Annotated in this window: 21 protein-coding genes; 14 read left to right on the top strand and 7 right to left on the bottom strand. The window is 43.3% G+C overall.

Features of this window, described 5'->3' with window-relative positions:
• The 4 genes from Q7J63_RS02505 to Q7J63_RS02520 form a co-directional block, all read right to left on the bottom strand.
• Positions 1 to 257 (bottom strand): transposase (locus Q7J63_RS02505; protein WP_304883825.1); only part of this gene is annotated, 257 nt, incomplete at its 3' end.
• Positions 258 to 278: 21 nt separating this feature from the next.
• Positions 279 to 491: a hypothetical protein gene (locus Q7J63_RS02510; protein WP_304883826.1), complete on the bottom strand. Its 213-nt coding sequence runs from the start codon at positions 489 to 491 to the stop codon at positions 279 to 281.
• Positions 492 to 503: 12 nt separating this feature from the next.
• The gene (locus Q7J63_RS02515; RefSeq protein WP_304883827.1) at positions 504 to 791 is read right to left on the bottom strand and encodes a hypothetical protein; all 288 of its coding nucleotides are present in this window, start codon (positions 789 to 791) and stop codon (positions 504 to 506) included.
• Positions 792 to 826: 35 nt separating this feature from the next.
• Complete coding sequence (locus tag Q7J63_RS02520; protein ID WP_304883828.1) at positions 827 to 1687, bottom strand: universal stress protein; 861 nt, start codon at positions 1685 to 1687, stop codon at positions 827 to 829.
• A gap of 605 nt (positions 1688 to 2292) precedes the next feature.
• On the opposite strand from Q7J63_RS02520, the gene atpD reads away from it, so the two are divergent.
• From atpD to Q7J63_RS02565, 9 genes are read left to right on the top strand one after another with little or no spacing between them, the layout of a single operon-like run.
• Entirely contained in the window at positions 2293 to 3762 is a 1470-nt protein-coding gene (gene atpD / locus Q7J63_RS02525) for a F0F1 ATP synthase subunit beta (RefSeq protein WP_304883829.1), read from the top strand.
• A 10-nt stretch (positions 3763 to 3772) separates the two neighbouring features.
• Positions 3773 to 4177: a F0F1 ATP synthase subunit epsilon gene (locus Q7J63_RS02530; protein ID WP_304883830.1), complete on the top strand. Its 405-nt coding sequence runs from the start codon at positions 3773 to 3775 to the stop codon at positions 4175 to 4177.
• A 4-nt stretch (positions 4178 to 4181) separates the two neighbouring features.
• Positions 4182 to 4541 carry an AtpZ/AtpI family protein gene (locus Q7J63_RS02535; protein ID WP_019598120.1) on the top strand — a complete coding sequence of 120 codons (360 nt, stop codon included), beginning with the start codon at positions 4182 to 4184 and terminating at the stop codon, positions 4539 to 4541.
• Positions 4534 to 4857, top strand: a complete 324-nt coding sequence (locus tag Q7J63_RS02540; protein ID WP_019598119.1) for an ATP synthase subunit I — start codon at positions 4534 to 4536, stop codon at positions 4855 to 4857. The genes Q7J63_RS02535 and Q7J63_RS02540 overlap by 8 nt, the downstream gene beginning before the upstream one ends.
• Complete coding sequence (locus Q7J63_RS02545; protein ID WP_304883831.1) at positions 4841 to 5515, top strand: F0F1 ATP synthase subunit A; 675 nt, start codon at positions 4841 to 4843, stop codon at positions 5513 to 5515. Before Q7J63_RS02540 ends, Q7J63_RS02545 begins: the two co-directional genes overlap by 17 nt.
• A gap of 28 nt (positions 5516 to 5543) precedes the next feature.
• Positions 5544 to 5807: a F0F1 ATP synthase subunit C gene (locus Q7J63_RS02550; RefSeq protein ID WP_019598117.1), complete on the top strand. Its 264-nt coding sequence runs from the start codon at positions 5544 to 5546 to the stop codon at positions 5805 to 5807.
• An 18-nt stretch (positions 5808 to 5825) separates the two neighbouring features.
• The gene (locus Q7J63_RS02555; protein WP_304883832.1) at positions 5826 to 6608 is read left to right on the top strand and encodes a F0F1 ATP synthase subunit B; all 783 of its coding nucleotides are present in this window, start codon (positions 5826 to 5828) and stop codon (positions 6606 to 6608) included.
• 1 nt (position 6609) lies between these two features.
• A complete protein-coding gene (locus Q7J63_RS02560; RefSeq protein WP_304883833.1) occupies positions 6610 to 8160 on the top strand; it encodes an alternate F1F0 ATPase, F1 subunit alpha in 1551 nt (516 codons plus the stop codon).
• Positions 8160 to 9080, top strand: coding sequence for a F0F1 ATP synthase subunit gamma (locus Q7J63_RS02565; protein WP_304883834.1), 921 nt, complete (start codon positions 8160 to 8162; stop codon positions 9078 to 9080). The genes Q7J63_RS02560 and Q7J63_RS02565 overlap by 1 nt, the downstream gene beginning before the upstream one ends.
• On the opposite strand, the gene Q7J63_RS02570 is transcribed toward Q7J63_RS02565, so the two are convergent.
• The 3 genes from Q7J63_RS02570 to Q7J63_RS02580 form a co-directional block, all read right to left on the bottom strand.
• A complete protein-coding gene (locus Q7J63_RS02570) occupies positions 9069 to 9509 on the bottom strand; it encodes an Rrf2 family transcriptional regulator (RefSeq protein WP_304883835.1) in 441 nt (146 codons plus the stop codon). The genes Q7J63_RS02565 and Q7J63_RS02570 overlap by 12 nt on opposite strands.
• Positions 9510 to 10208: 699 nt before the next feature.
• On the bottom strand, positions 10209 to 10943 hold the full coding sequence (locus Q7J63_RS02575; protein WP_019598111.1) for a DUF542 domain-containing protein: 735 nt from the start codon (positions 10941 to 10943) through the stop codon (positions 10209 to 10211).
• A gap of 76 nt (positions 10944 to 11019) precedes the next feature.
• Positions 11020 to 12825, bottom strand: a complete 1806-nt coding sequence (locus Q7J63_RS02580; protein WP_304883836.1) for a hypothetical protein — start codon at positions 12823 to 12825, stop codon at positions 11020 to 11022.
• Between the two features lie 360 nt (positions 12826 to 13185).
• On the opposite strand from Q7J63_RS02580, the gene Q7J63_RS02585 reads away from it, so the two are divergent.
• The 5 genes from Q7J63_RS02585 to Q7J63_RS02605 all read left to right on the top strand — a co-directional run bounded on the left by Q7J63_RS02585 (position 13186) and on the right by Q7J63_RS02605 (position 19551).
• Complete coding sequence (locus Q7J63_RS02585) at positions 13186 to 14514, top strand: hypothetical protein (protein ID WP_304883837.1); 1329 nt, start codon at positions 13186 to 13188, stop codon at positions 14512 to 14514.
• A gap of 464 nt (positions 14515 to 14978) precedes the next feature.
• Positions 14979 to 16163 (top strand): ATP-grasp domain-containing protein, encoded by a 1185-nt coding sequence (locus Q7J63_RS02590; RefSeq protein WP_304883838.1) that lies wholly within the window; start codon positions 14979 to 14981, stop codon positions 16161 to 16163.
• Between the two features lie 526 nt (positions 16164 to 16689).
• On the top strand, positions 16690 to 18066 hold the full coding sequence (locus tag Q7J63_RS02595; protein ID WP_304883839.1) for a rhodanese-like domain-containing protein: 1377 nt from the start codon (positions 16690 to 16692) through the stop codon (positions 18064 to 18066).
• 415 nt (positions 18067 to 18481) lie between these two features.
• On the top strand, positions 18482 to 19345 hold the full coding sequence (locus Q7J63_RS02600; protein WP_304883840.1) for a GIY-YIG nuclease family protein: 864 nt from the start codon (positions 18482 to 18484) through the stop codon (positions 19343 to 19345).
• A gap of 29 nt (positions 19346 to 19374) precedes the next feature.
• Positions 19375 to 19551: a hypothetical protein gene (locus Q7J63_RS02605; RefSeq protein WP_304883841.1), complete on the top strand. Its 177-nt coding sequence runs from the start codon at positions 19375 to 19377 to the stop codon at positions 19549 to 19551.
• Positions 19552 to 19725: the final 174 nt, after the last annotated feature.

The raw sequence follows: 19725 nt of genomic DNA on the forward strand, positions 1-19725 counted from the left end.
CCCGTCTCTTCGTTGAGCCACTTCCTCCTTTTTATTTTAAGGAAACAGGCTTTGCCTCGGAGAGGAAAATCCTGTACGGTTACTTCCTCATAAAATCCTTTAGAAATCAGTTTAACTCCTTGGAGATGTTCAGGATGGATATTGAGCTCTTCCAGATAAATCTGATAAGCATTGTCCTGAAGGTTAGCTGAGGTAACCTTAAAAAATTCCAGTAGACCTTGAGGCAAAAGTAAACTGAGGTAATCCTTTTCTTCCATTTGTTTTTTAAACAAAGAAAATCAATTCACTCTAATCCCCCAAGTTTTCAGACTGATCCGTTGCTTGAGGCTTTCGAGATAATCCTGATAAGCAGCGAGATCGACCTTAGGGTCAATTTCGGAAGGGATCGTGATTGGGTTTTCATCCAGAAAAGTGTACAATTCGGGATAGTTGTTTTCGATATTGACAGTGAGCTGTGTGATTTCAGTCATGATCTGATTTAAGTCATTCATATAGATGGAGATTTAAAGATTTGGACACAAAAGGGGCATAATCACGAAGAGATGGATAAAGAACAAGAATACAAATAGAAAACCCATGAGGAGCGGAAAAAAAACCATTTTGCTCTTCTTTAAAGTACTGAGCGAATGCGCCAAAAACCCATGGAAACCGGTAACAAACATAAAAAAAGGCAGCATGGCAAAATAGTATAAAAATTCCGGATCGAAATTTTGGACGGATATTCCGTAAAAATAAATCCCCATCACCACAGACAGGACCATCAAAGCCAAATACAATCTTCTAGCCACCATGATTTTAATTGTTAAGGATGAAAATTTGGCTTTGCCTACGGAAGTCCACGCAAATAATGCTCATTGAAACTCAAAAGGGGCATGGTTGTGTGAAAATCCATGCGCTTGACGAGATCCTGGTGAAAAATCTTATCCAGGAAACTCTCCCGTCTTTTTTCAAGCATCACGAGCATATCCAACCGGTTGTCGTTGAGATAGGAATTAATGCCATCGTAGATATTATCGGCCAAAATTTGATGAAAATGGATTTTTTTAGCGGGGAGATTTTCCTTGACCAAGTTCTTAAACCATTCTTTCTTTTCATGTCCGCTATCGATTAAATAGGTGTTCACATGGGTGATGCTGATTTCCGGATCATAAGGTGCCAGGATTTCTATCAACTTTCGAATGGCCTCCACATCCATTTCATGGAAGTCTGTCAGGTACAGTACATTTTTTACCTCCCTGAAAATGGCAACTTCAGGCACCGCCAAGACGGGTGCTGGCGATCTTGGGATCAGGGATTTGGCAGTTCCACCCACTATAATCTCCTTGGCCATGCTCCCCCCTCTGGTCCCTATCACGATCAATTGAGGCTCCTGTTCCAGAGCAAACGAAACAATGCCTTTTACTTGAGAAAGGTTTTCGCGTGCATGGTAACTCACTTCCAGCCCCACACTGTCATCCTTCGCATATTCTTGAAAATAGGCCTTCAACTTGCTCAAGGAATCCTTGAGTGCCTCCCTTTCCATTTCGATAGGATCATCAGTATAGGGATAATTCCAGGAAGTGGGCACATCGAAAATATGAAGCATTACCAGAGACGCATGGTGTTTCTGCGCCATTTTTATCGCAAAAACCAAGGCCGCCGCCGCATTCTCAGAAAAATCGGTCGCAAAAAGGATTTTTTTCATCATGGTCGTCCTTTTGATTTAGAAATGAAGTTAGTCAAAAGCCGATGATTTGACAATGATATAAATCACATTTTATATCATTATTATGCTCTATATCAATATTAAATTGTTATTTCGCATATTTTTTAAATTTAAATACAATAAATTAGTGTAGAAATGAGCAATTTTCCTCTGCTTTTGAATTCAAAAAGTATTTACAACTTTTGCTTTGCACCGGATTTACTTATGCATGAATCCCAAAAAAACGGCTTTTATTTTTTAAAACCTTAACTCTACCATCACCCTTAAATAACAAGAAACCAAAGTTTTTCCTTCAGAAAAAAAACGCTGACAATTCCCGAATTTCTTTGTGAAAAGAGCAAAACAAGAACCCTAAAAACAAAAATCCCTTTTCCCACTTAAAATATTCTTTAAAAATTATATTTTTAAATATATTAATTAAATTTTTGTTTATTTAAATCGTTTAGATGTAAATATTAATTATTTTTAATATACTATAGTACATGTTTTGTTTTTGAAATAAACACTTTTCGACATGACCAACCTGCATTTCATTTTTGGTGGGCTTGTTTACGGATTCTTTGAAGTCTAAAATATACATACAGGATATGGAGTTGAATTCAGCAAAAAAAAACCAGTCTCTGAATTATGGAAAAGTCATTTCCGTAAGGGGTAGCGTGGTGGATATTTGGTTTGAAAACAATTTGCCTTCCATTTTTAACTTGCTGCACACGGGAAAAGACGGCGAGATTGCCATAGAGGTCATGGCACAAATAGATGCCAATCGGATTCGGGGCATTGCTCTGACGGCCACCCAAGGACTCGCGCGTGGGATGGTGGTGGAATCTTCCGGAAAGCAAATGGAAGTCCCCGTTGGTAAAAATATACTGGGGAGGATGTTTGATGTTTTTGGAAATACCATTGACCACAAAGAAGAGTTGAAGGAAGTCGTATGGCGCAGCATCCATCAGGCACATATTCCTTTGACAAGAAGATCCACTAAATCCGAGGTTTTTTTGACGGGTATCAAGGCCATCGATGTGCTCATCCCATTAGAGCGTGGCGGAAAGGCGGGCTTGTTTGGCGGTGCCGGAGTGGGCAAAACGGTTTTACTGACGGAGATGATCCACAACATGGTCGGGCACGGCAAGGGCGTCAGCATGTTTTGTGGCATCGGCGAGCGCTGCCGTGAAGGCCATGAACTCTATCATGAAATGAAAGCCGCCGGTGTTCTGGACAATATGGTCATGATGTTTGGCCAGATGAATGAACCTCCGGGTGCTCGTTTTAGGGTTGGACACGGAGCGCTTACGATGGCCGAATACTTCAGGGATGATGAATTCAAGGATGTTTTGTTGCTCATCGACAACATCTTCCGCTTTATCCAGGCGGGCATGGAAGTCTCTGGATTACTGGGTCAGATGCCTTCCAGATTGGGCTATCAACCCACCATGGGCACCGAGTTGTCCAAATTGGAGGAGCGGATCGCCAACACGGCTACGGGTGCCATCACTTCCATACAGGCCGTGTATGTTCCTGCAGATGACCTTACCGATCCGGCAGCGGTACACACCTTTGCGCACCTGTCGGCGGCTATCGTGCTTTCCCGAAAAAAAGCCAGTGAAGGCCTTTATCCGGCCATCGATTTGTTGCAATCCAATTCCAAAATGACTACTCCCGGAATCGTCGGCAAGGAACACTATGACCTTTCGCGAAAGGTCAAGCAAACGCTGGCGCAATATGAAGACCTCAAGGACATCATCGCCATGCTGGGACTCGAACAACTCTCGACACAAGACCGGAACCTGGTCAACCGCGCCAGGAGATTGGAGCGATTTCTAACGCAACCATTCTTCACCACCGAGCAATTCAGTGGCATCAGCGGAAAATACGTCAGCTTGGAGGATAGTCTTTCGGGTTGCGCAAGAATCCTTGCAGATGAATTCAAGGAAATACCCGAAAGCGCATTTTATATGGTTGGCAACATCGAGGAAGCATTGGAAAAGGCCAAGTCCATGGCCAATAATGAAAACCTTCACGATTCCAAAATCGCAAAAAACCAGGTACCCGTAAAATAAAAAATCCGCCATGGAAAATCAGTCGATGACACTTAAAATTCTCCTTCCCTTTATGGTTTTCGCAGAGATCGAAAATGTAATCAGGATAGTCGTGGAAACCGGCTCTGGGGCTTTTGGTTTGCTTCCGCAGAGATTGGACGGTGTGGCGGCATTGGTCCCGGGGATTTTGATTTTTGAAACGGCTTCGGAGGACGTCCAATATCTGGCCATAGATGAGGGAATCCTGATCAAGTCGGGCCGGGAAGTCTTGGTGGCTGTCCGCAATGCGATTGGCGGAGCCAACTTAGGAAAACTCCGGGAATCGGTTGAAAAGGAATTTATGGAATTGGACGAAACCGAAAGAAAAGTCCGATCTGTGATGGCGAAATTGGAAAGTGGCTTTATTTATCAACTGGAAAAATTCAGCAAACGATAAGAAAATGGAACCTCCCGGACAACGAAAAAAGGAAGATGAATTTTTCAGTCAACAGGTCGGGGCCAAAGAGCTTCGGAAACTGAAAACCCTCCGAGAAAAAAAAAGAAGCATTTGGTTTGGCTTGGGGATGTTTGGCATGGTCGGTTGGTCGGTGACGGTACCTACCTTATTGGGAACGATCTTGGGCATCTGGCTGGACAAGCACTATCCCCAATCGTTTTCTTGGACCTTGACCTTTTTGATCATTGGACTATTTGCAGGTTGCATGATCGCTTGGTTCTGGGTCGCCAATGAAAACCGGGAAATGAACCCGAATGAAGCACAGCAAAAGTTGGACTTTAAAAAAGAAAAAGACAATGGATGAGATCATAAATTTTGCATGGGGATTTATCGGCGGTTGGGTTTTGGGCATCTTCTTTTTTGGGGGCCTTTGGTGGACTGTCAACAAGGCAATTGCTGCAAAAAAACCGGGGTTTTGGTTTATCGGCAGTTTTTTGGTCCGAACCAGCATCACGGTGTTTGGCTTTTATTATCTCTCCCAAGGGAGTTGGCAAACCGTCCTTTTCGGCATTTTGGGTTTTCTGATTGCCCGGCACCTCATCCTCCACTCCACCAAACCAAGTGAGGAAAAGCAAATTCAACTGAAAAAAAAACCATCCAAACATGAAGCTCAGTCCTGACGAAACGGTTTTTTGGGAATATGGATATATCCATATCAACCTCACCGTGGTGACCACCTGGGCACTGATGGCGGTGATGGTCATTTCTTCCGGATGGATCACCAGAAACCTAAAATCGGACATCCGGATTTCCCGCTGGCAATTGATCCTTGAGATCATCGTCATCATGATCAACAATCAGATCAAGGAAATCGGCCTGGAAAAACCGGAGAGATACATCGCCTTTATCGGGACCTTGTTCCTTTTCATTGGGTTGGCAAATATCTGTATGATTTTTCCTTTTTACCAAGCACCCACAGGTTCTCTGTCCACTACTGCCGGTTTGGCAATCTGTGTATTCCTGTCGGTTCCGTATTATGGAATTCGGAAAAACGGTCTTCTGGCCTATTTACAAAGCTACTTGAAACCCACCTTCATCATGCTGCCCTTCAACCTGATCTCTGAGGTTTCACGGACGCTCGCGCTGGCGGTGAGGTTGTTTGGGAATATCATGAGTGGTGGCATGATCGTCGCCATTCTTTTGACCATTGCTCCTTTCATTTTCCCTGTGGTGATGAGTATGCTGGGCTTATTGACGGGAATTGTGCAAGCCTATATTTTCAGCGTTTTGGCAACGGTTTACATTGCCGCAGCCATCAGAATCAAAGCCATTGCCTAAACTCAATAATCAACTAAACAGAATTAAAATGGATAGTCTTACACTTATCGGAGTAGCCTCCATCGTTACGGCTGGATTGACCACCGCCATCGGAACAGCCTTTCCTGCCCTTGGCGAAGGCCGCTCGGTTTCCCAGGCATTGACCGCCATTGCGCAGCAACCCGATGCGGCACCCACCATCACAAGGACATTGTTCGTGGGTTTGGCCATGATCGAATCTACGGCAATCTATTGCTTTGTGCTTTCGTTGATCTTGGTGTTTGCCAACCCATTTTGGAATCATTTTCTTTAAGGACGAAATCGCTTCAAGATGCAAATCGATTGGTTTACCGTTGTCGCCCAGATACTCAATTTCCTCATTTTGGTGGGATTGCTCAGGCGATTTCTCTACCAACCCATTCTCAATGCCATCGATGCCCGAGAAAAAAAAATAGCCTCCCAACTTGAAGAGGCTGCCTCCAAGAAAGAGGAGGCCGAAAAGGAGAAGGAATTGTTTCTCCACAAAAACGAGGATTTTGACAGTGCCAAAATGGAATTGATGAAGAAAGCACATGACGACTCCGAACAGAAGCGGCTGCAGCTCCTGGAGGAAGCCAGAAACGAAGCCTCCACGATGCGTACCCAGTTGGTGAAGACCACAATGGAAGCACATCACTCCCTTAAGCAAGAAATCCAAGAGAAGGTCCATCGGGAAGTTTTCGCCATCACACAGAAAATGCTGTCAGACCTTGCTTCGATGGATTTGGAAGATCAGACCATCAAGGTCTTCCTAGGCCGGTTGAAAACCCTAAATGAAGGCGAGAAAAGACAATTTTTGGAAGCTTTCCAATCCAGCTCGACCCCGATTTTGGTTCGGAGCGCATTTGATTTGCCCGAAAAAAAACGGGAAGAAATTGAGCAAACGGTCTCTCAGGTTATCGGTGTACAAGCCCATTTCCTTTTCAAGACCGTCCCCGAATTGGTCAGCGGCATTGAGCTGACGACCAAGGGGTACAAATTGGCTTGGAGTATTGCCGAATATCTCCATGCGCTGGAAAAAAACATATCCGAAACGGCAATTGAAAAATCGAAAACAGTCTTTGATAAAACCTGATATGCCCCCGACCGAATCAAAAGAGTCTATCACCGATGCCTTTGATAAATTAAAGAAAGGCAGAGAAACCTTCGTTCCTTCTTTTTCTCCTCGGGAAGTAGGATATGTGATGAGTGTTTCGGCCGGAATAGTACGGGTTTCAGGACTTCAGGCAGCTGGTTATGAGGAATTGCTAAAGTTCCCCAAGGACCTTTTTGGCATTGCCTACAACCTGGACGAAACTGAAATCGGGGTGATACTACTCGGGGAAGACTCCCTGTTGAATGTCGGAGATGAGGTGGAACGAACCGGTCGGGTCTTGGACGTTCCTGTTGGGGAAGCACTGATAGGCAGGGTCGTCGATCCCTTGGGAAAGCCTTTGGACGATAAAGGGCACATTGGATTTAGCAAAAGGCTCCCCATCCAAAGACCCGCACCAGCCATCATGGATCGCGCCGAGGTCACCGTACCTTTGCAGACCGGGCTGAAAATCGTGGATGCGATGATCCCAATTGGCCGCGGACAAAGGGAGTTGATTTTGGGCGACCGCCAAACGGGTAAGACCGCCATCGCGATAGACACCATCCTCAACCAGCATGACAAAAATATGATCTGTGTGTATTGCGCCATTTCGCAACGCTCCTCTTCGGTGGCCAAAGTAATCGCACAACTGCATGAGAAGGGCGCAATGCACTATACCCTTGTCGTGGTGGCTGAGGGGAATTCTTCGCCGGGTCTAAAATACATTGCCCCATATGCGGCCACGAGCATTGCCGAATATTTTATGGAACGTGGTCAGGATGTGCTCATCGTGTATGACGACCTCACCCACCATGCACGGGCTTATCGTGAACTTTCCCTTCTGCTCAGAAGACCGCCCGGTCGTGAAGCTTTCCCTGGGGATATTTTTTATATCCATTCCAAATTGCTGGAAAGAGCCACCCATTTGAGCGATGAACTCGGAGGCGGATCGCTGACGGCTTTGCCGATCATCGAAACCGAGGCCCAAAACATCTCGGATTATATTCCCACCAATCTCATCTCCATCAATGATGGACAACTTTTTCTCTCTCCCAAGCTATTCGAGATGGGCGTTCTGCCTGCGATAGATATCGGGAAATCTGTTTCTCGGGTAGGTGGAAAGGCCCAATTGCCAGTTTTTCGGTCGATTACGGGGACACTGAAACTCGCCTATTCCCAGTTTGAGGAACTGGAAAGTTTTGCCCGATTTGGTACCCGCCTGGATGATGATACCCGAAAAAAAATCATCCATGGACAACGCATCCGAGAAGGACTCAAACAGGCAGAATTCCATCCCATGTCTGTTCCTGAACAAATTCTTATCCTGTTGGCTTTGACAAGCGGATTATTTGATTCCATTCCCCTTCAAAGAATGTTGGAATCTGAGCAGGCCTTGTTGATGAGCGCCAAAGAACTCCCGAGAGCGCTTGAGGGTCGATTGTACTCCGATAAAAAACTGAACGAAGCCGACCGCCAATCCATCTTAGAGATTGCTGCAGAAGTACTCTCTTCCTTCAAAGAAGAATTCGAACCCAAAAAAGACAGTCGATAATGGATACATTGGTGAGCTTGAGCCGAAAACTGGAAAGTGCAGAAGACCTCAAGTCGGTCGTGAGAACCATGAAGACAATGGCCGCTTCCAATATCGTCCAATATGAAATGTCTGTAAAATCCTTGGGAGATTATCATAGGGCGATAAACATGGGGATTTTCGCCTATTTTATGGAGCAAAAAAATACTATCGCGAACGAATTCCCCGGAACTAAAAAAAATCACCAAAAATCAATCTGTGCGATTGTTTTTGGCTCAGATCAAGGGTTGGTTGGCGGTTTCAATGATACGCTTGCCGATTTTGTGGCAAAAACCCTCAAGGATTTCCCAGGTGAAAAAGAAATCTGGGCGGTGGGTGAACGCATCCGGTTCCGCTTGATCGATGGTGGATTCAGGACTACACGGCTTTTTCGTGTGCCCAACTCGGTGGTAGCGATAACGCCCTTGGTCAGGGAAATCTTATTGGAAAGTCAGGAAAACAAGGATATGGATGCCTCCAAGGAATATCAAATCTTTCATAACCAGCCCAAACCAGTGATTGGATACCAGCCCATTGTGCAAAAATTATTGCCTTTGGATGAAAAGTGGAAAACCCTTCTGGGTGAAATTGACTGGGATTCAAAGAACATCCCTGAGGTGATGGGCGAAAAAGAACCCACCTTAAAAGCCCTTATCCGAGAATTTCTTTTTGTTTCCTTATTCAAAGCCTGCGCTGAATCTCTGGCGAGCGAAAATGCAAGCCGTTTGGCTGCGATGCAGCGAGCAGAAAAAAACATCGAAGAGATGTTGGTTGACCTCCATCAAAAATTCCATCAGATGCGGCAGCGCAATATAGACGAAGAATTGTTTGACTTGATGTCGGGATTTGAAGCTTTGAAGAAGGACCCAAGGAATAAGCAAAAAGACTCCTTAGCCGATTAGCCTATTGAGTGTCACGCTGCCAGTTTCCACTTCTTCTGCCAGTACAGAAATGCTTTTATTGGAAAGAATCGTTTTCAAATTGTCTCGGATCACCTTGAATTCATGGTGCATGGGACAGGGATTGATTTCAGAACATTTATTCAATCCCAAACCACAGCCGATAAAAAGATTATCCCCGTCAATGGCTTTGACGATATCGATCAGTGCAATCCCCTTTTGATCTTCATCAATATAAAACCCTCCATTTGGACCTTTTGCCGAACTTATGATTTTGTTTTTTGCAAGCATCTGCAATATTTTTCCAGTAAAAAATTCAGGGGCATCTATTGCCTGACAGATTTCCTTCACCCCTACTCTTTCAGAATTTCTACTTTTGGAACAAACGTAAATCACCGCGCGAATGCCGTATTGACAAGTCTTTGAAAACATCTTTTTTTTGGTTCTTGATTAATCTGCCAAAGGCCATTTCTTTGATGGTGATATTAATCCTTATTTCCGGAAATTAAAAGAAACCTCCAACAAGATCAAAATCCATTGCCTCAAGTCAGTGAACAAAAAAGTCGGTTCCAAGATTCAAGTTGAGTAATATTTGTTGCCCCTTGAAACTCGGCTCTTGGCCGTTCGCCTAATTTTCAGGATTATCGATTCCCCAATCCATCCGATTTTCTTATATTCTTTGGGCATCTCTACCCAGAAAACGGGTCATTTTTTCACAGAAGGAAGACCATTTAGCCAAAAAAAACAGGACAGTTAGACCTTATCCCAATGCACCCCTGCTATGCAGCACCAATTCTACGCCTTCTGAAATCGCCTAACCCTCTACCTTTCTTTACATTTTTTAAATTGACCAAATCGGTCAAATCCGTGGCTCTTCGAATGGCCTGATTTTCTTGCGGCTTCAACCCCATTGGGAAAGCCAATGCATATTTCGGAGTCAACATTTTCCAAAAAAAACGATGGCATCTTTCCCACCTCGAGGATTTCAGGTCGATCTCCCGATCTGTGCATGCTGGTCCCCAAACGAACGCAAATCTTCCCTTCCCTGAAATACAGATTGGATGGTTTTTTGAAATGCTGTTCTTTTTGAAAATCAGCATTCCAAAAAAACAATCCAATCTCCAGAACCTCCTATTTGGAAGTCGATTGAAATCCGGCTTCGAATTCCAAAGCTTTCGGAAACAAGATGTTGTTTTCCAGGTGAAAATGTTTGTGAAGGTCTTTTTCGAAATCGGCTAATAAAGTATAAGCGACATTGAAACTATTGGAGGCATCTTCTGGCGCCATAAAGTTGTTGGACAAGGCCTTTATTTTTCGAAAGATTTTTGCCTCCTGAGCATGGTCTTGGAGTATCTTCCGAATCGATGCCTCAGCGATACCTAAATGCTGTTCACCGATTTTCTTTTTCCCATCACTGGATTTGATCATTTTTCGGATATAGGGAAACAAAACAGCTTCCTCCTCTTTCATACTGACCAACAATTCCTCGGCAGAGGTTTTGAAAAGTTCGTGGATTGTCTGGATCTCGGGATAAAGTTCCGCCTCGGTTTTCGAAAGTTTCTTGAAGAATTTGAGCAGCAAGGGAATCCTTTCCCGGGTATAGCGGTGATGCTTTTTTTCGATATAATCGGCCAAAAGATCAATCGGCCAGGAATTGTAATCGAAAGGCTCATGGTTTTCCGTTTTTAGGACGCCATACAAGAGCGAAATCAATAGTTCCGGATCGTTTTGTTTGGATGCACACGCTTCCGGAATTGTTCTCTGCCCGTCACAGCAGAAGTCAATCCCAAAGGATTTAAAAATGGTGGCAGCCCTGTAATCGTTGGCGACGATCTCGCCGATGGTAAGTTGCATGAAATCAACCATAATACATTTGTTTTAGTTATAAAAATGATTTTGACTTTTATTAAATGCATATAAAACGGAAAATCAAAGCCGCTTTTTATGCATCCACAGCACTTAGTTTTTCAATTTCATTTTGAAAGCCAAGGATTTCCAATTTCATCCGGTTCAGCATGTCCTCCGCATCAGGTCTGATCGATGAGATCAGCGTTTGGTAGTACACTATTCCCGAAAGAAGATTGTTCCGAAATCGATCCAGATAGGCCTCATGTTTTTTGGGCTTTTCGGGGAGGAATTTTTCCATCTCTGTTTTCAGGTAACTCACATAAAGCTCCAGTTCTTTGACAAACATATGGGGACGGGCGGCATCCACCATGACAGAAGCCTTGCCATAGATATGGTCCACCATTTCTTTCAAGCTGAAAACAGCAGAATAATATGCCAAGTTTGGTCCTGGGCAAATGGTCACTGCCCTTAAGTTTCGGGCCGGGTTTACTTGGTTCACAAGAAGTGCCGGAGCCCCCAAACCTTCACAAAGACAATCTTTTTCCATCACTTTTTCAGCAGCTTTGGCATAACTTTCTCCGCTTCCCAACTCGGCCGACAACTGTTTCAGCTTTAAATGCTGGTATTGTCTGGAGGCAGAGCAAATCGGAATTTCTGTAAACTCGGTATTCAGCGACAGAAATTTCTTGTAACATGGGCTTCCCGGCCTGTTTTTGTCGATCCTTTCTTTCCGCTGGATTTCGGAGCTGGTCGTACGGAGATTGTTGAAAGGAACGCCCAATGGAGAGGCGTCGCTCAGGTAGTAGTCAGATTTTTTGGCATGTATCAACTTTTGGAGTGTTTCTTCATCCACATTCGTGGCTTCCGGCACCAATAGAAATGGACTTCCCCAACCTGTTCCGTCCAAGGCATAATGGTTCATCAAAAACTGGTTTTCATTGGCATTGCCGATCCCGCCCTGGACGGTTACTTTCACCTTCATTTCCTTTGGAAACTGAAATTTACCTTTGCCCACAAGTGCATTTTGGCAGGAATCCCAAAGCTGTTCATTCAGGGATTCGCGATTGGATTTGAACTCTTCCAAGATGGGTCCGAGAAGGATCCCCTCGGTGGCAAAGGCATGTCCACCACAGTTCAATCCTGACTCTATTCGAAATTCAGATACCCATAAGCCTTTCTTGGCCAAATATTTCCCTTGGATCAGCGCAGAGCGATAATCACTCACTTTGAGCACGATGCGCTTTTTGAGAAATCCATTTTCATCGGGAAAAAAATCCTCAAACTGCTCCATGTAAGCAAAAAGCCTGGGATTCAGACCCGCCGAGAAAACCATCGCCCCATTCAATTCACTCAAGGCAAAAGCCCTCAGCGCCGACATGGCATCCGCAAATTCGGGTGGCAAAGCAATTCCTTCCTGATCATAATTGGTTTTGTCCAATTTGGTCATGATGTTTACATCAATGCTGCCGGGAACGATGCTCTCCCTTAAAAGTGACTGCAGCCTCATTTTCTCCTCGCCATCAGCAGACAGCATTTGGGTATATGAAACTTTGTCGGGATGGAATGCCGGAAGGAGTTCAAAATAACGGGAAAGGTCTCCCCCATCCTCAAAGGAACCGGCTTTCATGTTGCCAATTTGGAGGTTAACAATGGTATGGAGCATGTTCAGGTAAGCGGTGATCCTTCTGGCCCGATAATCCTGTTCCGTGTCCCGAATGACTTTGTATGGAAGGTCAAATTTACGGCTATGGACAAGCCGCATCTGTTCGATCAGTCCGTCCTCCATGATCGACAGCACGGAAGAAATCCCGTATTTTGCAACTTTAAGTGGGGTATCAATGGTATATCCCAAACCCATTACGGGTATATGGAAGCTGTGGGGAGCATTTTGAAGCAACATATTCAGATTTTTGTTTTCATTCCAAAAAAGGATCGTCGGGAGAACCAACGCCAATGCACAAAAATATCACCCCCTTTCTGCTCTTGCTAATTTCCTGCTCCTTAATTTAAGACAAAAAGGTATGATTTAAATCATATTTTGAGATGACCAAAATCTTTGCCCATAAGCCGCCACTGCCATGTGGCATCGGAAATGAGAAGTTTCCTCTCAAGTTAGAAGTTTTCAATTGTGGGCACTTGAATAATCCTGAAGCATTGGGAATTTCTTTAATTTTTTGGGTAAATTGAGTACAATACTTTTGCGCCTATTGCTTTTATAAACAGCTGTTTATAAATTAAATGAACCTAGTTCCCTTCCACCATGAAAAAGCCATCGCTATTGGGTTTGATTTTTTTACTTTCTCTTTCGTCCCAAAATATCCAAGCCCAATTCAAAATCGATGGGCAGATTATCCAGCGTGCTGAATTCAGAAACGGGTTCGGAAGACTCATTCCGGACGACCAAGATCCATTTTCATTCATCGCCCATCGTGCAAGATTGCAGGCCACTTATGAGATGGAAAAATTCACCTTTTATATGAGTGTCCAGGATGTTCGGGTTTGGGGAAGCACTGCGCAACTCAAGTCAACGGATTCTTTTTTGTCCGTTCATGAAGCTTGGGCATTGGCGAGTATCTCGGACAATTGGAAAATCAAACTCGGCCGCCAGGAGCTCAATTACGACAATTTTAGGTTTTTGGGGAACCAAGACTGGGAATTACAGGGAAGGGCGCACGATTTGGTGCTGCTGATGCACGAAAAAGAAGACATGAAATTGCATTTTGGCGGGGCTTACAACCAAAGCAAAGCCGCACTGTTCGAAAGTCCCTTTGACACGCCCAACCAATACAAACTCGCCCAGATGGTCCGGTATGAAAACAAATGGGGTAAATTTCGATTTTCCACCCTGTTTTGGAATGACGGAAGGGAATTCAATCGGTTCAACAGCGACGGTGTATTGATCCAAAAAGGAAATTATTACCGGCAAACGTTGGGTATCCCGACCCTACAATACAATTCCGGAAATTCCCAGATTTCCGCCTATCACTACCAGCAATTTGGAAAGGACCCTGTGGGAAAAAAAGTCAATGCCCATAATTTCAGTCTTGCCTTCAACCAGACCTTTCCAATTGACAGGGAAAAGGGAAAGTCATGGATCCTATCCGCAGGATATGAACAACTCAGTGGGACTGCCAATAATGAGTTTCAAGAGAACCGTTCTTTCAATCCTTTGTATGGCACCAATCACCTTTTCAATGGCTACATGGATCTTTTTTACAGAGAAGAAACGCTGGATGAAAATGTGGGATTGCGGGACATTTTCCTTCGCTCCAAGCTCGCTTTCAGCGATAAATTTTTTCTACAAGGGGACCTTCATGCCTTTTTTGCCCACAATAAAGTCCTGCGGATTGATGTGTCCGGAGACTTGCAAAGAATGGACGATTTCCTTGGTACCCAACTGGATTTTTCACTGGGGTATGTCGTGAATGATGTTTTTTCTATCCAAAGCGGATACAGCCAGTTTTTCAAAACGGATACCTTTTCCTTTGTCCAAAGCGCCCCAAATCCAAAAAACAACCAGAACTGGGCCTACCTGATGCTGATTTTTAGACCAAGCCTTAAGGACAAATTCATCGGGATTCAGTTGTAAGGTTCCGCGGTACATTAGGATCACCTGTTTGCGGCAGCAGCCGCTGTCTTGCTGTGATCAGGATCGTGCCTCCACCAGGGTTATTGTTTCGCGCAAAAGTATTCTCCTGACAATGGCATTTTGAGCCGGGGATTGCATTCTGCTTTCCCCAAAATGAATCGTGGGGTAAAAAGTACGGAGAAGCCTATGGCTTTCAATCCGAAATGTGCATTCGATTTCCCCATGGGCTTGAAACGGCAAGAAAATTAGAATATCCAAAGAATAAGACAAATCATCGATGCGGTGAAGTCAAGAATTGCAAACAACTGAAGATTATTGGGCGATTTCAGGTCAAATTGAATTGTTCATGCATAAAACGGGTTAGGTTCAAAATTGATCGATTTCGCAAATTTCTTTCCCCATTTAAAAAATTAATTGCCCCATCACTTGAGAATGCTATATATTAGTTGTCTGAAAACCCTCTTATGATTTTACTAGACTACCCCTTTGTATCGGATTTTTTGATTGAAACCATTGTTGAAAACAATTTTGAAGTCATTGCCACTCCTGAGGCCAAGAAACTGACGGAAGGAAAGCCTATTCGTTGGATTTCAGAGCAGGATGCGGCTTCGAAACTTCGGAACAATGAAAACGAATTGGTCTATACCAATTCGGAAAATTCAATCAGTTGGATCCAGAAAAATGCCCAAGGGACAAAATTCCCGAAGCACATCGACCTTTTCAAAAACAAAGTGAAATTTCGGGAACTGGTCAAGGATGCATTCCCGGATTACTTCTACATGGGTGTTCCTTTTGAGGGGCTGAAATCACTCGATGTTTCAGGATTCAAATTCCCCTTGATCATCAAGCCCGCCGTCGGTTTTTTCAGCATCGCGGTCTATAAAGTGGATGGCTTGGGGGAATGGGAAGAAACCTTGGCCAAGATCGAAAAAGACATTTCCAGAACCCAATCTCTTTACCCCAAGGAAGTGCTGGGCAATACGGACTTTATCATTGAAGAATACATAAAAGGAGAGGAATATGCCTTTGACTGTTATTTTGATGAAAATGGAAGTCCGGTGATACTCAACATTCTCCACCATGTCTTTATTTCGGAAAAGGATGTCAGCGACCGTGTGTACTCCAGCTCGCAAGAGATCATCGAATCGCTTTATCAACCCCTCATGGACTTCCTTCAGGACATTGGTAAAAGGGTGGATTTGAGGAATTTTCCGCTTCACATTGAAATCAGGGTGGATTCCGAGGGGAAAATCATCCCCATAGAAGTCAACCCGATGCGGTTTGGAGGCTGGTGCACGACAGCGGATTTGACCTGGTTTGGGTATGGAATCAATTCCTACGCCTATTTTCTCAACAACCAAAAACCAGACTGGGAAGCCATTTTCAAAACCAGAAAGGACAAAATCTATAGCTTGGTTTTGCTGGACAATCCTCTCGGTTACAAGCCTGAGGAAGTAGAGGCATTCGATTTCGAAAAACTGCTCCGGGATTTTGAAAACCCACTCCATGTGCGAAAAATCAAATTCGACAAATTCGGTGTCTTTGGATTCTTGTTTACCGAGACCAGCAAAGGCAATGAACAGGAATTGGAAAAGATCCTCCATTCGGATTTGAAAGCCTATGTCAAAATCAGGGCAACTGCAGATTGAACCCGATATGGGCATCAGGTTTCTTTATGGGGATGAAACCGTAAGAAAAACAGACTGCAAGAGCAGGAATAAGGCAGAATAAGAATTGAACCCGTTTTATGCATTGCGAACTCAATTCAATAGTATAATTAACTGTTATTCAATTAGGTGTTGATTGATTTTGACTTCACCCTATTGGCATCAGGAATTAGTCTCCCAATAATCTGATTTTCCTGCAGTTTCAATCCCATTTCGAAACGGAATGCATGTTTCGGGTTGAATGGTGTTTTGTTAGAAAATCAGCCCGTCTTCGGGAAACAGGAGATTTGGGAAGCATGGCAAATGCCACATAAGGAAAGAAAACTCCCTGAATAGGGTATTTTTCCTCCATTGCTGTTTCTTAGGTAATTTTTATCACATTATCAGAAAATTATAATCCCTTATTTTGCAGTGTAAATAAAATGAATTTAAACCCAACTGTCCGCTATGGTGGAAGCATGGGACTGAAAATTCACAAATCAGGTTAAACAAACAAATAAGGAAAAATATGTTCTTCGAACTCGTTTATGACAAAAGCCTTGCGCAGGCAAGTTATGTAATCGGATGTCAAGCAAGTGGAATTGCCGCAGTCATCGACCCAAAAAGAGATGTGGATACCTATCTGCAGATCGCCAAAGCCAACAATTTTAAAATCACCCACATTTTGGAAACCCATATCCACGCAGACTTCCTGAGTGGATCCAGGGAATTGGCAGCCCTCACGGGTGCAGAAATGTACCTTTCGGATGAAGGCGACGAAAATTGGAAATATGAGTTTCCGCACAACAAAATCAAGCATGGTGACATCATCAAGTTGGGAAACATCACCTTTGAGGTATTGCATACCCCTGGTCATACACCAGAATCCGTCAGTTTCCTATTGACAGACAAACCCGCTACCACTGAGCCAGCGATGCTGTTTACAGGAGATTTCGTGTTTGTGGGAGATGTCGGAAGACCGGATCTTTTGGAGCAAGCCGCTGGCTTGGTCGGAACACAGGATATCGGAGCCGCACAGATGTATGACTCCCTCCAATCCTTCGTTCAGTTGCAGGATTATATTCAGGTATGGCCTGGGCATGGCGCCGGTTCGGCTTGTGGCAAAGCTCTTGGAGCCGTACCCATGACGACCGTAGGTTACGAAAAAATCAGAAACTGGGCCTTGCAGATGCTGGATGACAAAACTGCATTCAGCAAAGAACTCCTGGCAGACCAACCAGAACCACCCAAATACTTCGCCATGATGAAGAAGTTGAACAAGGTGGACAGAAAGTTGCTGACAGAAGTTCCAAAAATCAAAAACCTTTCAAAAGCTGAATTTGAAGAAGCCAAAAAGAAGGCCTTGAAAATCATCGACACCAGAACGGCCGAAGACTACAGAAACGGATTCTTGAAGGGAACTTTGAGCATCACCAACAACAATTCATTCTCAACATGGATGGGTTGGTACCTGAACTATGAGGAATTCTTCGTCTTGATCGCGGAAGAAAACCAAATAGACGACCTCACACGGAAATTGATGAGAATCGGTCTGGACAATATCCATGGCTTTATCACCCCTACCCAATTGGCGGAGTTTGAAGGAGCATTGGAGTCTTACACTCCGATTGATAAGGAAGCTGTAAAGGCCAAATTGGAAAAAGGAAATGTACAGGTGATCGACGTCAGAGGTGTATCCGAATTCAAAAAAGGACATATCGAAGGTGCAGACAATCTTTTCCTAGGCAAGCTTTATCAAAATCTAGATAAAGTATCGAAAGACAAACCCGTCATCATTCACTGTCAAGGTGGTGCCCGTGCAGCAATCGCTTATTCCGTTTTGAAGGCAAATGGCTTCGACAATATCGAAAACTATGCAGGCGGATGGAATGATTGGACTGCCTAATTGAACACTGAAAAATCCATAAATAGAATCGGGCTGCTGAAAAGCAGCCCGATTTTTTTTGTCCATTTATTCCTGGAAATACGCATTGAATTTCTAAATGGGGATTGAAACTGTAGGGAAATCAATCTGTTTGGAGAATTGTGAATAGCACCGATAGAATGAAGTCGAAGACATCAAATAGGTGACTGATTTTTAGGTAGTTAAAGACTGAAATGGAATTGGGTACGCAACGTTCGGGGTTTAGAAAATCGGTACTCCACTCCCATTGGCGCGCTGGTTTTAGATTGGTGAAAAGTCCGGTGATGGGTTGGATATTTAAGGATTAGTTTTACTTTTAATGAATTGAAAAATATCAACAAGTATTGATGATAATGCATTAAAGCTCATTGATAAAACAGACCACACACCATTAAAAATGAAATACGGAAAAACAATAAAAATTTTCTTAATCGACGGAGATCCAAATGGACGCATGAGTGTTGAACTTTCAAATTGGTCAGGTAAGGCATATAAAATACCGCGGGTGAAAATAAAAGACTGCGCAGATAGATCTGATTTAACTAGTCCAGGAATTTATCTGCTATTTGGAAAAGATGATGAGGAAAAAGATCAAGTTTACATAGGAGAAGCAGAGTCAATTTTAAAAAGACTTAATCAACAACTGACACAAAAAGATTTTTGGAATGAAGCCGTTGTTTTTATAAGTAAGGATGATAACCTTAATAAAGCCCACATTAAATACTTGGAAAATAGACTACATGATATTGCTAAAACAGCAAAGAGATACAAAGTAGACAATTTTGTTATTCCAACCCAATCTTCAATTTCAGAATCAGACCGAGCAGAAATGGAAGAATTTATTGAATATGTAAAAATGCTAGTGAATACATTAGGACATAAAACATTTGAGGAAAAACGGGAAATCAAAACAAAACAGAAACAAGCCATTTTTACAATTAAGGCAGCCCGCGGAGCAGACGGACAAGGAGAACCAACATCTGATGGATTTGTTGTTTTTAAAGGATCAAAATCCGCCGCCACAACAGTTAATTCAATGAATCCTAACTACCTCATTACCAGACAAAAATTAATTGACGAAGGAGTCCTTATAAACAAAGGAGAATTTTTTGAATTCTCGGAAGATTATATTTTTAGTAGTCCCTCCTCAGCAGCTGTGATGATTATGGGTCGAAATGCAAACGGCCTGACTGAATGGAAACAAAAAGATGGGACAACACTAAAAGATTACGAAACAAACGAAAAAGGAACGAAGGTATAAGAAAGCTATAAACGCTAGTCTCAACAATTATGAACCTAGCACTTAACATCAAAAACTGGTCTGACGGAGGAAAACTCTGCTTCGCGTTTTTGATTCCGAAAGTTTTCGAGAGTCCCAATGCTAATTTGGTACAGCTTAGGAAAAGCGGAAGGGTGAATAATTGCCAATGGGATGAGCATACCACCATTAGGAAGGTGTTTTTTTAAGCTGCCTTGGAATGGTAATTTTAGAATATTTTGTTTACCATTGATAAGATGCACTACCCTTAAATTGGGTTTTGATTTTTTATGACACCTTAAACCCGAAACATGCATTTCATTTCCTGATGGGCTTATTCCTCAAATTAAAAATCAAAAACAGAAAACACCATATTGATTGTG

The organism is Rhodonellum sp., assembly GCF_030656585.1.
Lineage (GTDB): Bacteria > Bacteroidota > Bacteroidia > Cytophagales > Cyclobacteriaceae > Rhodonellum > Rhodonellum psychrophilum.

What these genes read in the sequence shown, in the direction of transcription:
- Q7J63_RS02510 (WP_304883826.1), bottom strand. Translation starts at nt 491, where the DNA reads ATGAATGACTTAAATCAGATCATGACTGAAATCACACAGCTCACTGTC.
- Q7J63_RS02515 (WP_304883827.1), bottom strand. Translation starts at nt 791, where the DNA reads ATGGTGGCTAGAAGATTGTATTTGGCTTTGATGGTCCTGTCTGTGGTG.
- Q7J63_RS02520 (WP_304883828.1), bottom strand. Translation starts at nt 1,687, where the DNA reads ATGATGAAAAAAATCCTTTTTGCGACCGATTTTTCTGAGAATGCGGCG.
- atpD (WP_304883829.1), top strand. Translation starts at nt 2,293, where the DNA reads ATGGAGTTGAATTCAGCAAAAAAAAACCAGTCTCTGAATTATGGAAAA.
- Q7J63_RS02530 (WP_304883830.1), top strand. Translation starts at nt 3,773, where the DNA reads ATGGAAAATCAGTCGATGACACTTAAAATTCTCCTTCCCTTTATGGTT.
- Q7J63_RS02535 (WP_019598120.1), top strand. Translation starts at nt 4,182, where the DNA reads ATGGAACCTCCCGGACAACGAAAAAAGGAAGATGAATTTTTCAGTCAA.
- Q7J63_RS02540 (WP_019598119.1), top strand. Translation starts at nt 4,534, where the DNA reads ATGGATGAGATCATAAATTTTGCATGGGGATTTATCGGCGGTTGGGTT.
- Q7J63_RS02545 (WP_304883831.1), top strand. Translation starts at nt 4,841, where the DNA reads ATGAAGCTCAGTCCTGACGAAACGGTTTTTTGGGAATATGGATATATC.
- Q7J63_RS02550 (WP_019598117.1), top strand. Translation starts at nt 5,544, where the DNA reads ATGGATAGTCTTACACTTATCGGAGTAGCCTCCATCGTTACGGCTGGA.
- Q7J63_RS02555 (WP_304883832.1), top strand. Translation starts at nt 5,826, where the DNA reads ATGCAAATCGATTGGTTTACCGTTGTCGCCCAGATACTCAATTTCCTC.
- Q7J63_RS02560 (WP_304883833.1), top strand. Translation starts at nt 6,610, where the DNA reads ATGCCCCCGACCGAATCAAAAGAGTCTATCACCGATGCCTTTGATAAA.
- Q7J63_RS02565 (WP_304883834.1), top strand. Translation starts at nt 8,160, where the DNA reads ATGGATACATTGGTGAGCTTGAGCCGAAAACTGGAAAGTGCAGAAGAC.
- Q7J63_RS02570 (WP_304883835.1), bottom strand. Translation starts at nt 9,509, where the DNA reads ATGTTTTCAAAGACTTGTCAATACGGCATTCGCGCGGTGATTTACGTT.
- Q7J63_RS02575 (WP_019598111.1), bottom strand. Translation starts at nt 10,943, where the DNA reads ATGGTTGATTTCATGCAACTTACCATCGGCGAGATCGTCGCCAACGAT.
- Q7J63_RS02580 (WP_304883836.1), bottom strand. Translation starts at nt 12,825, where the DNA reads ATGTTGCTTCAAAATGCTCCCCACAGCTTCCATATACCCGTAATGGGT.
- Q7J63_RS02585 (WP_304883837.1), top strand. Translation starts at nt 13,186, where the DNA reads ATGAAAAAGCCATCGCTATTGGGTTTGATTTTTTTACTTTCTCTTTCG.
- Q7J63_RS02590 (WP_304883838.1), top strand. Translation starts at nt 14,979, where the DNA reads ATGATTTTACTAGACTACCCCTTTGTATCGGATTTTTTGATTGAAACC.
- Q7J63_RS02595 (WP_304883839.1), top strand. Translation starts at nt 16,690, where the DNA reads ATGTTCTTCGAACTCGTTTATGACAAAAGCCTTGCGCAGGCAAGTTAT.
- Q7J63_RS02600 (WP_304883840.1), top strand. Translation starts at nt 18,482, where the DNA reads ATGAAATACGGAAAAACAATAAAAATTTTCTTAATCGACGGAGATCCA.
- Q7J63_RS02605 (WP_304883841.1), top strand. Translation starts at nt 19,375, where the DNA reads ATGAACCTAGCACTTAACATCAAAAACTGGTCTGACGGAGGAAAACTC.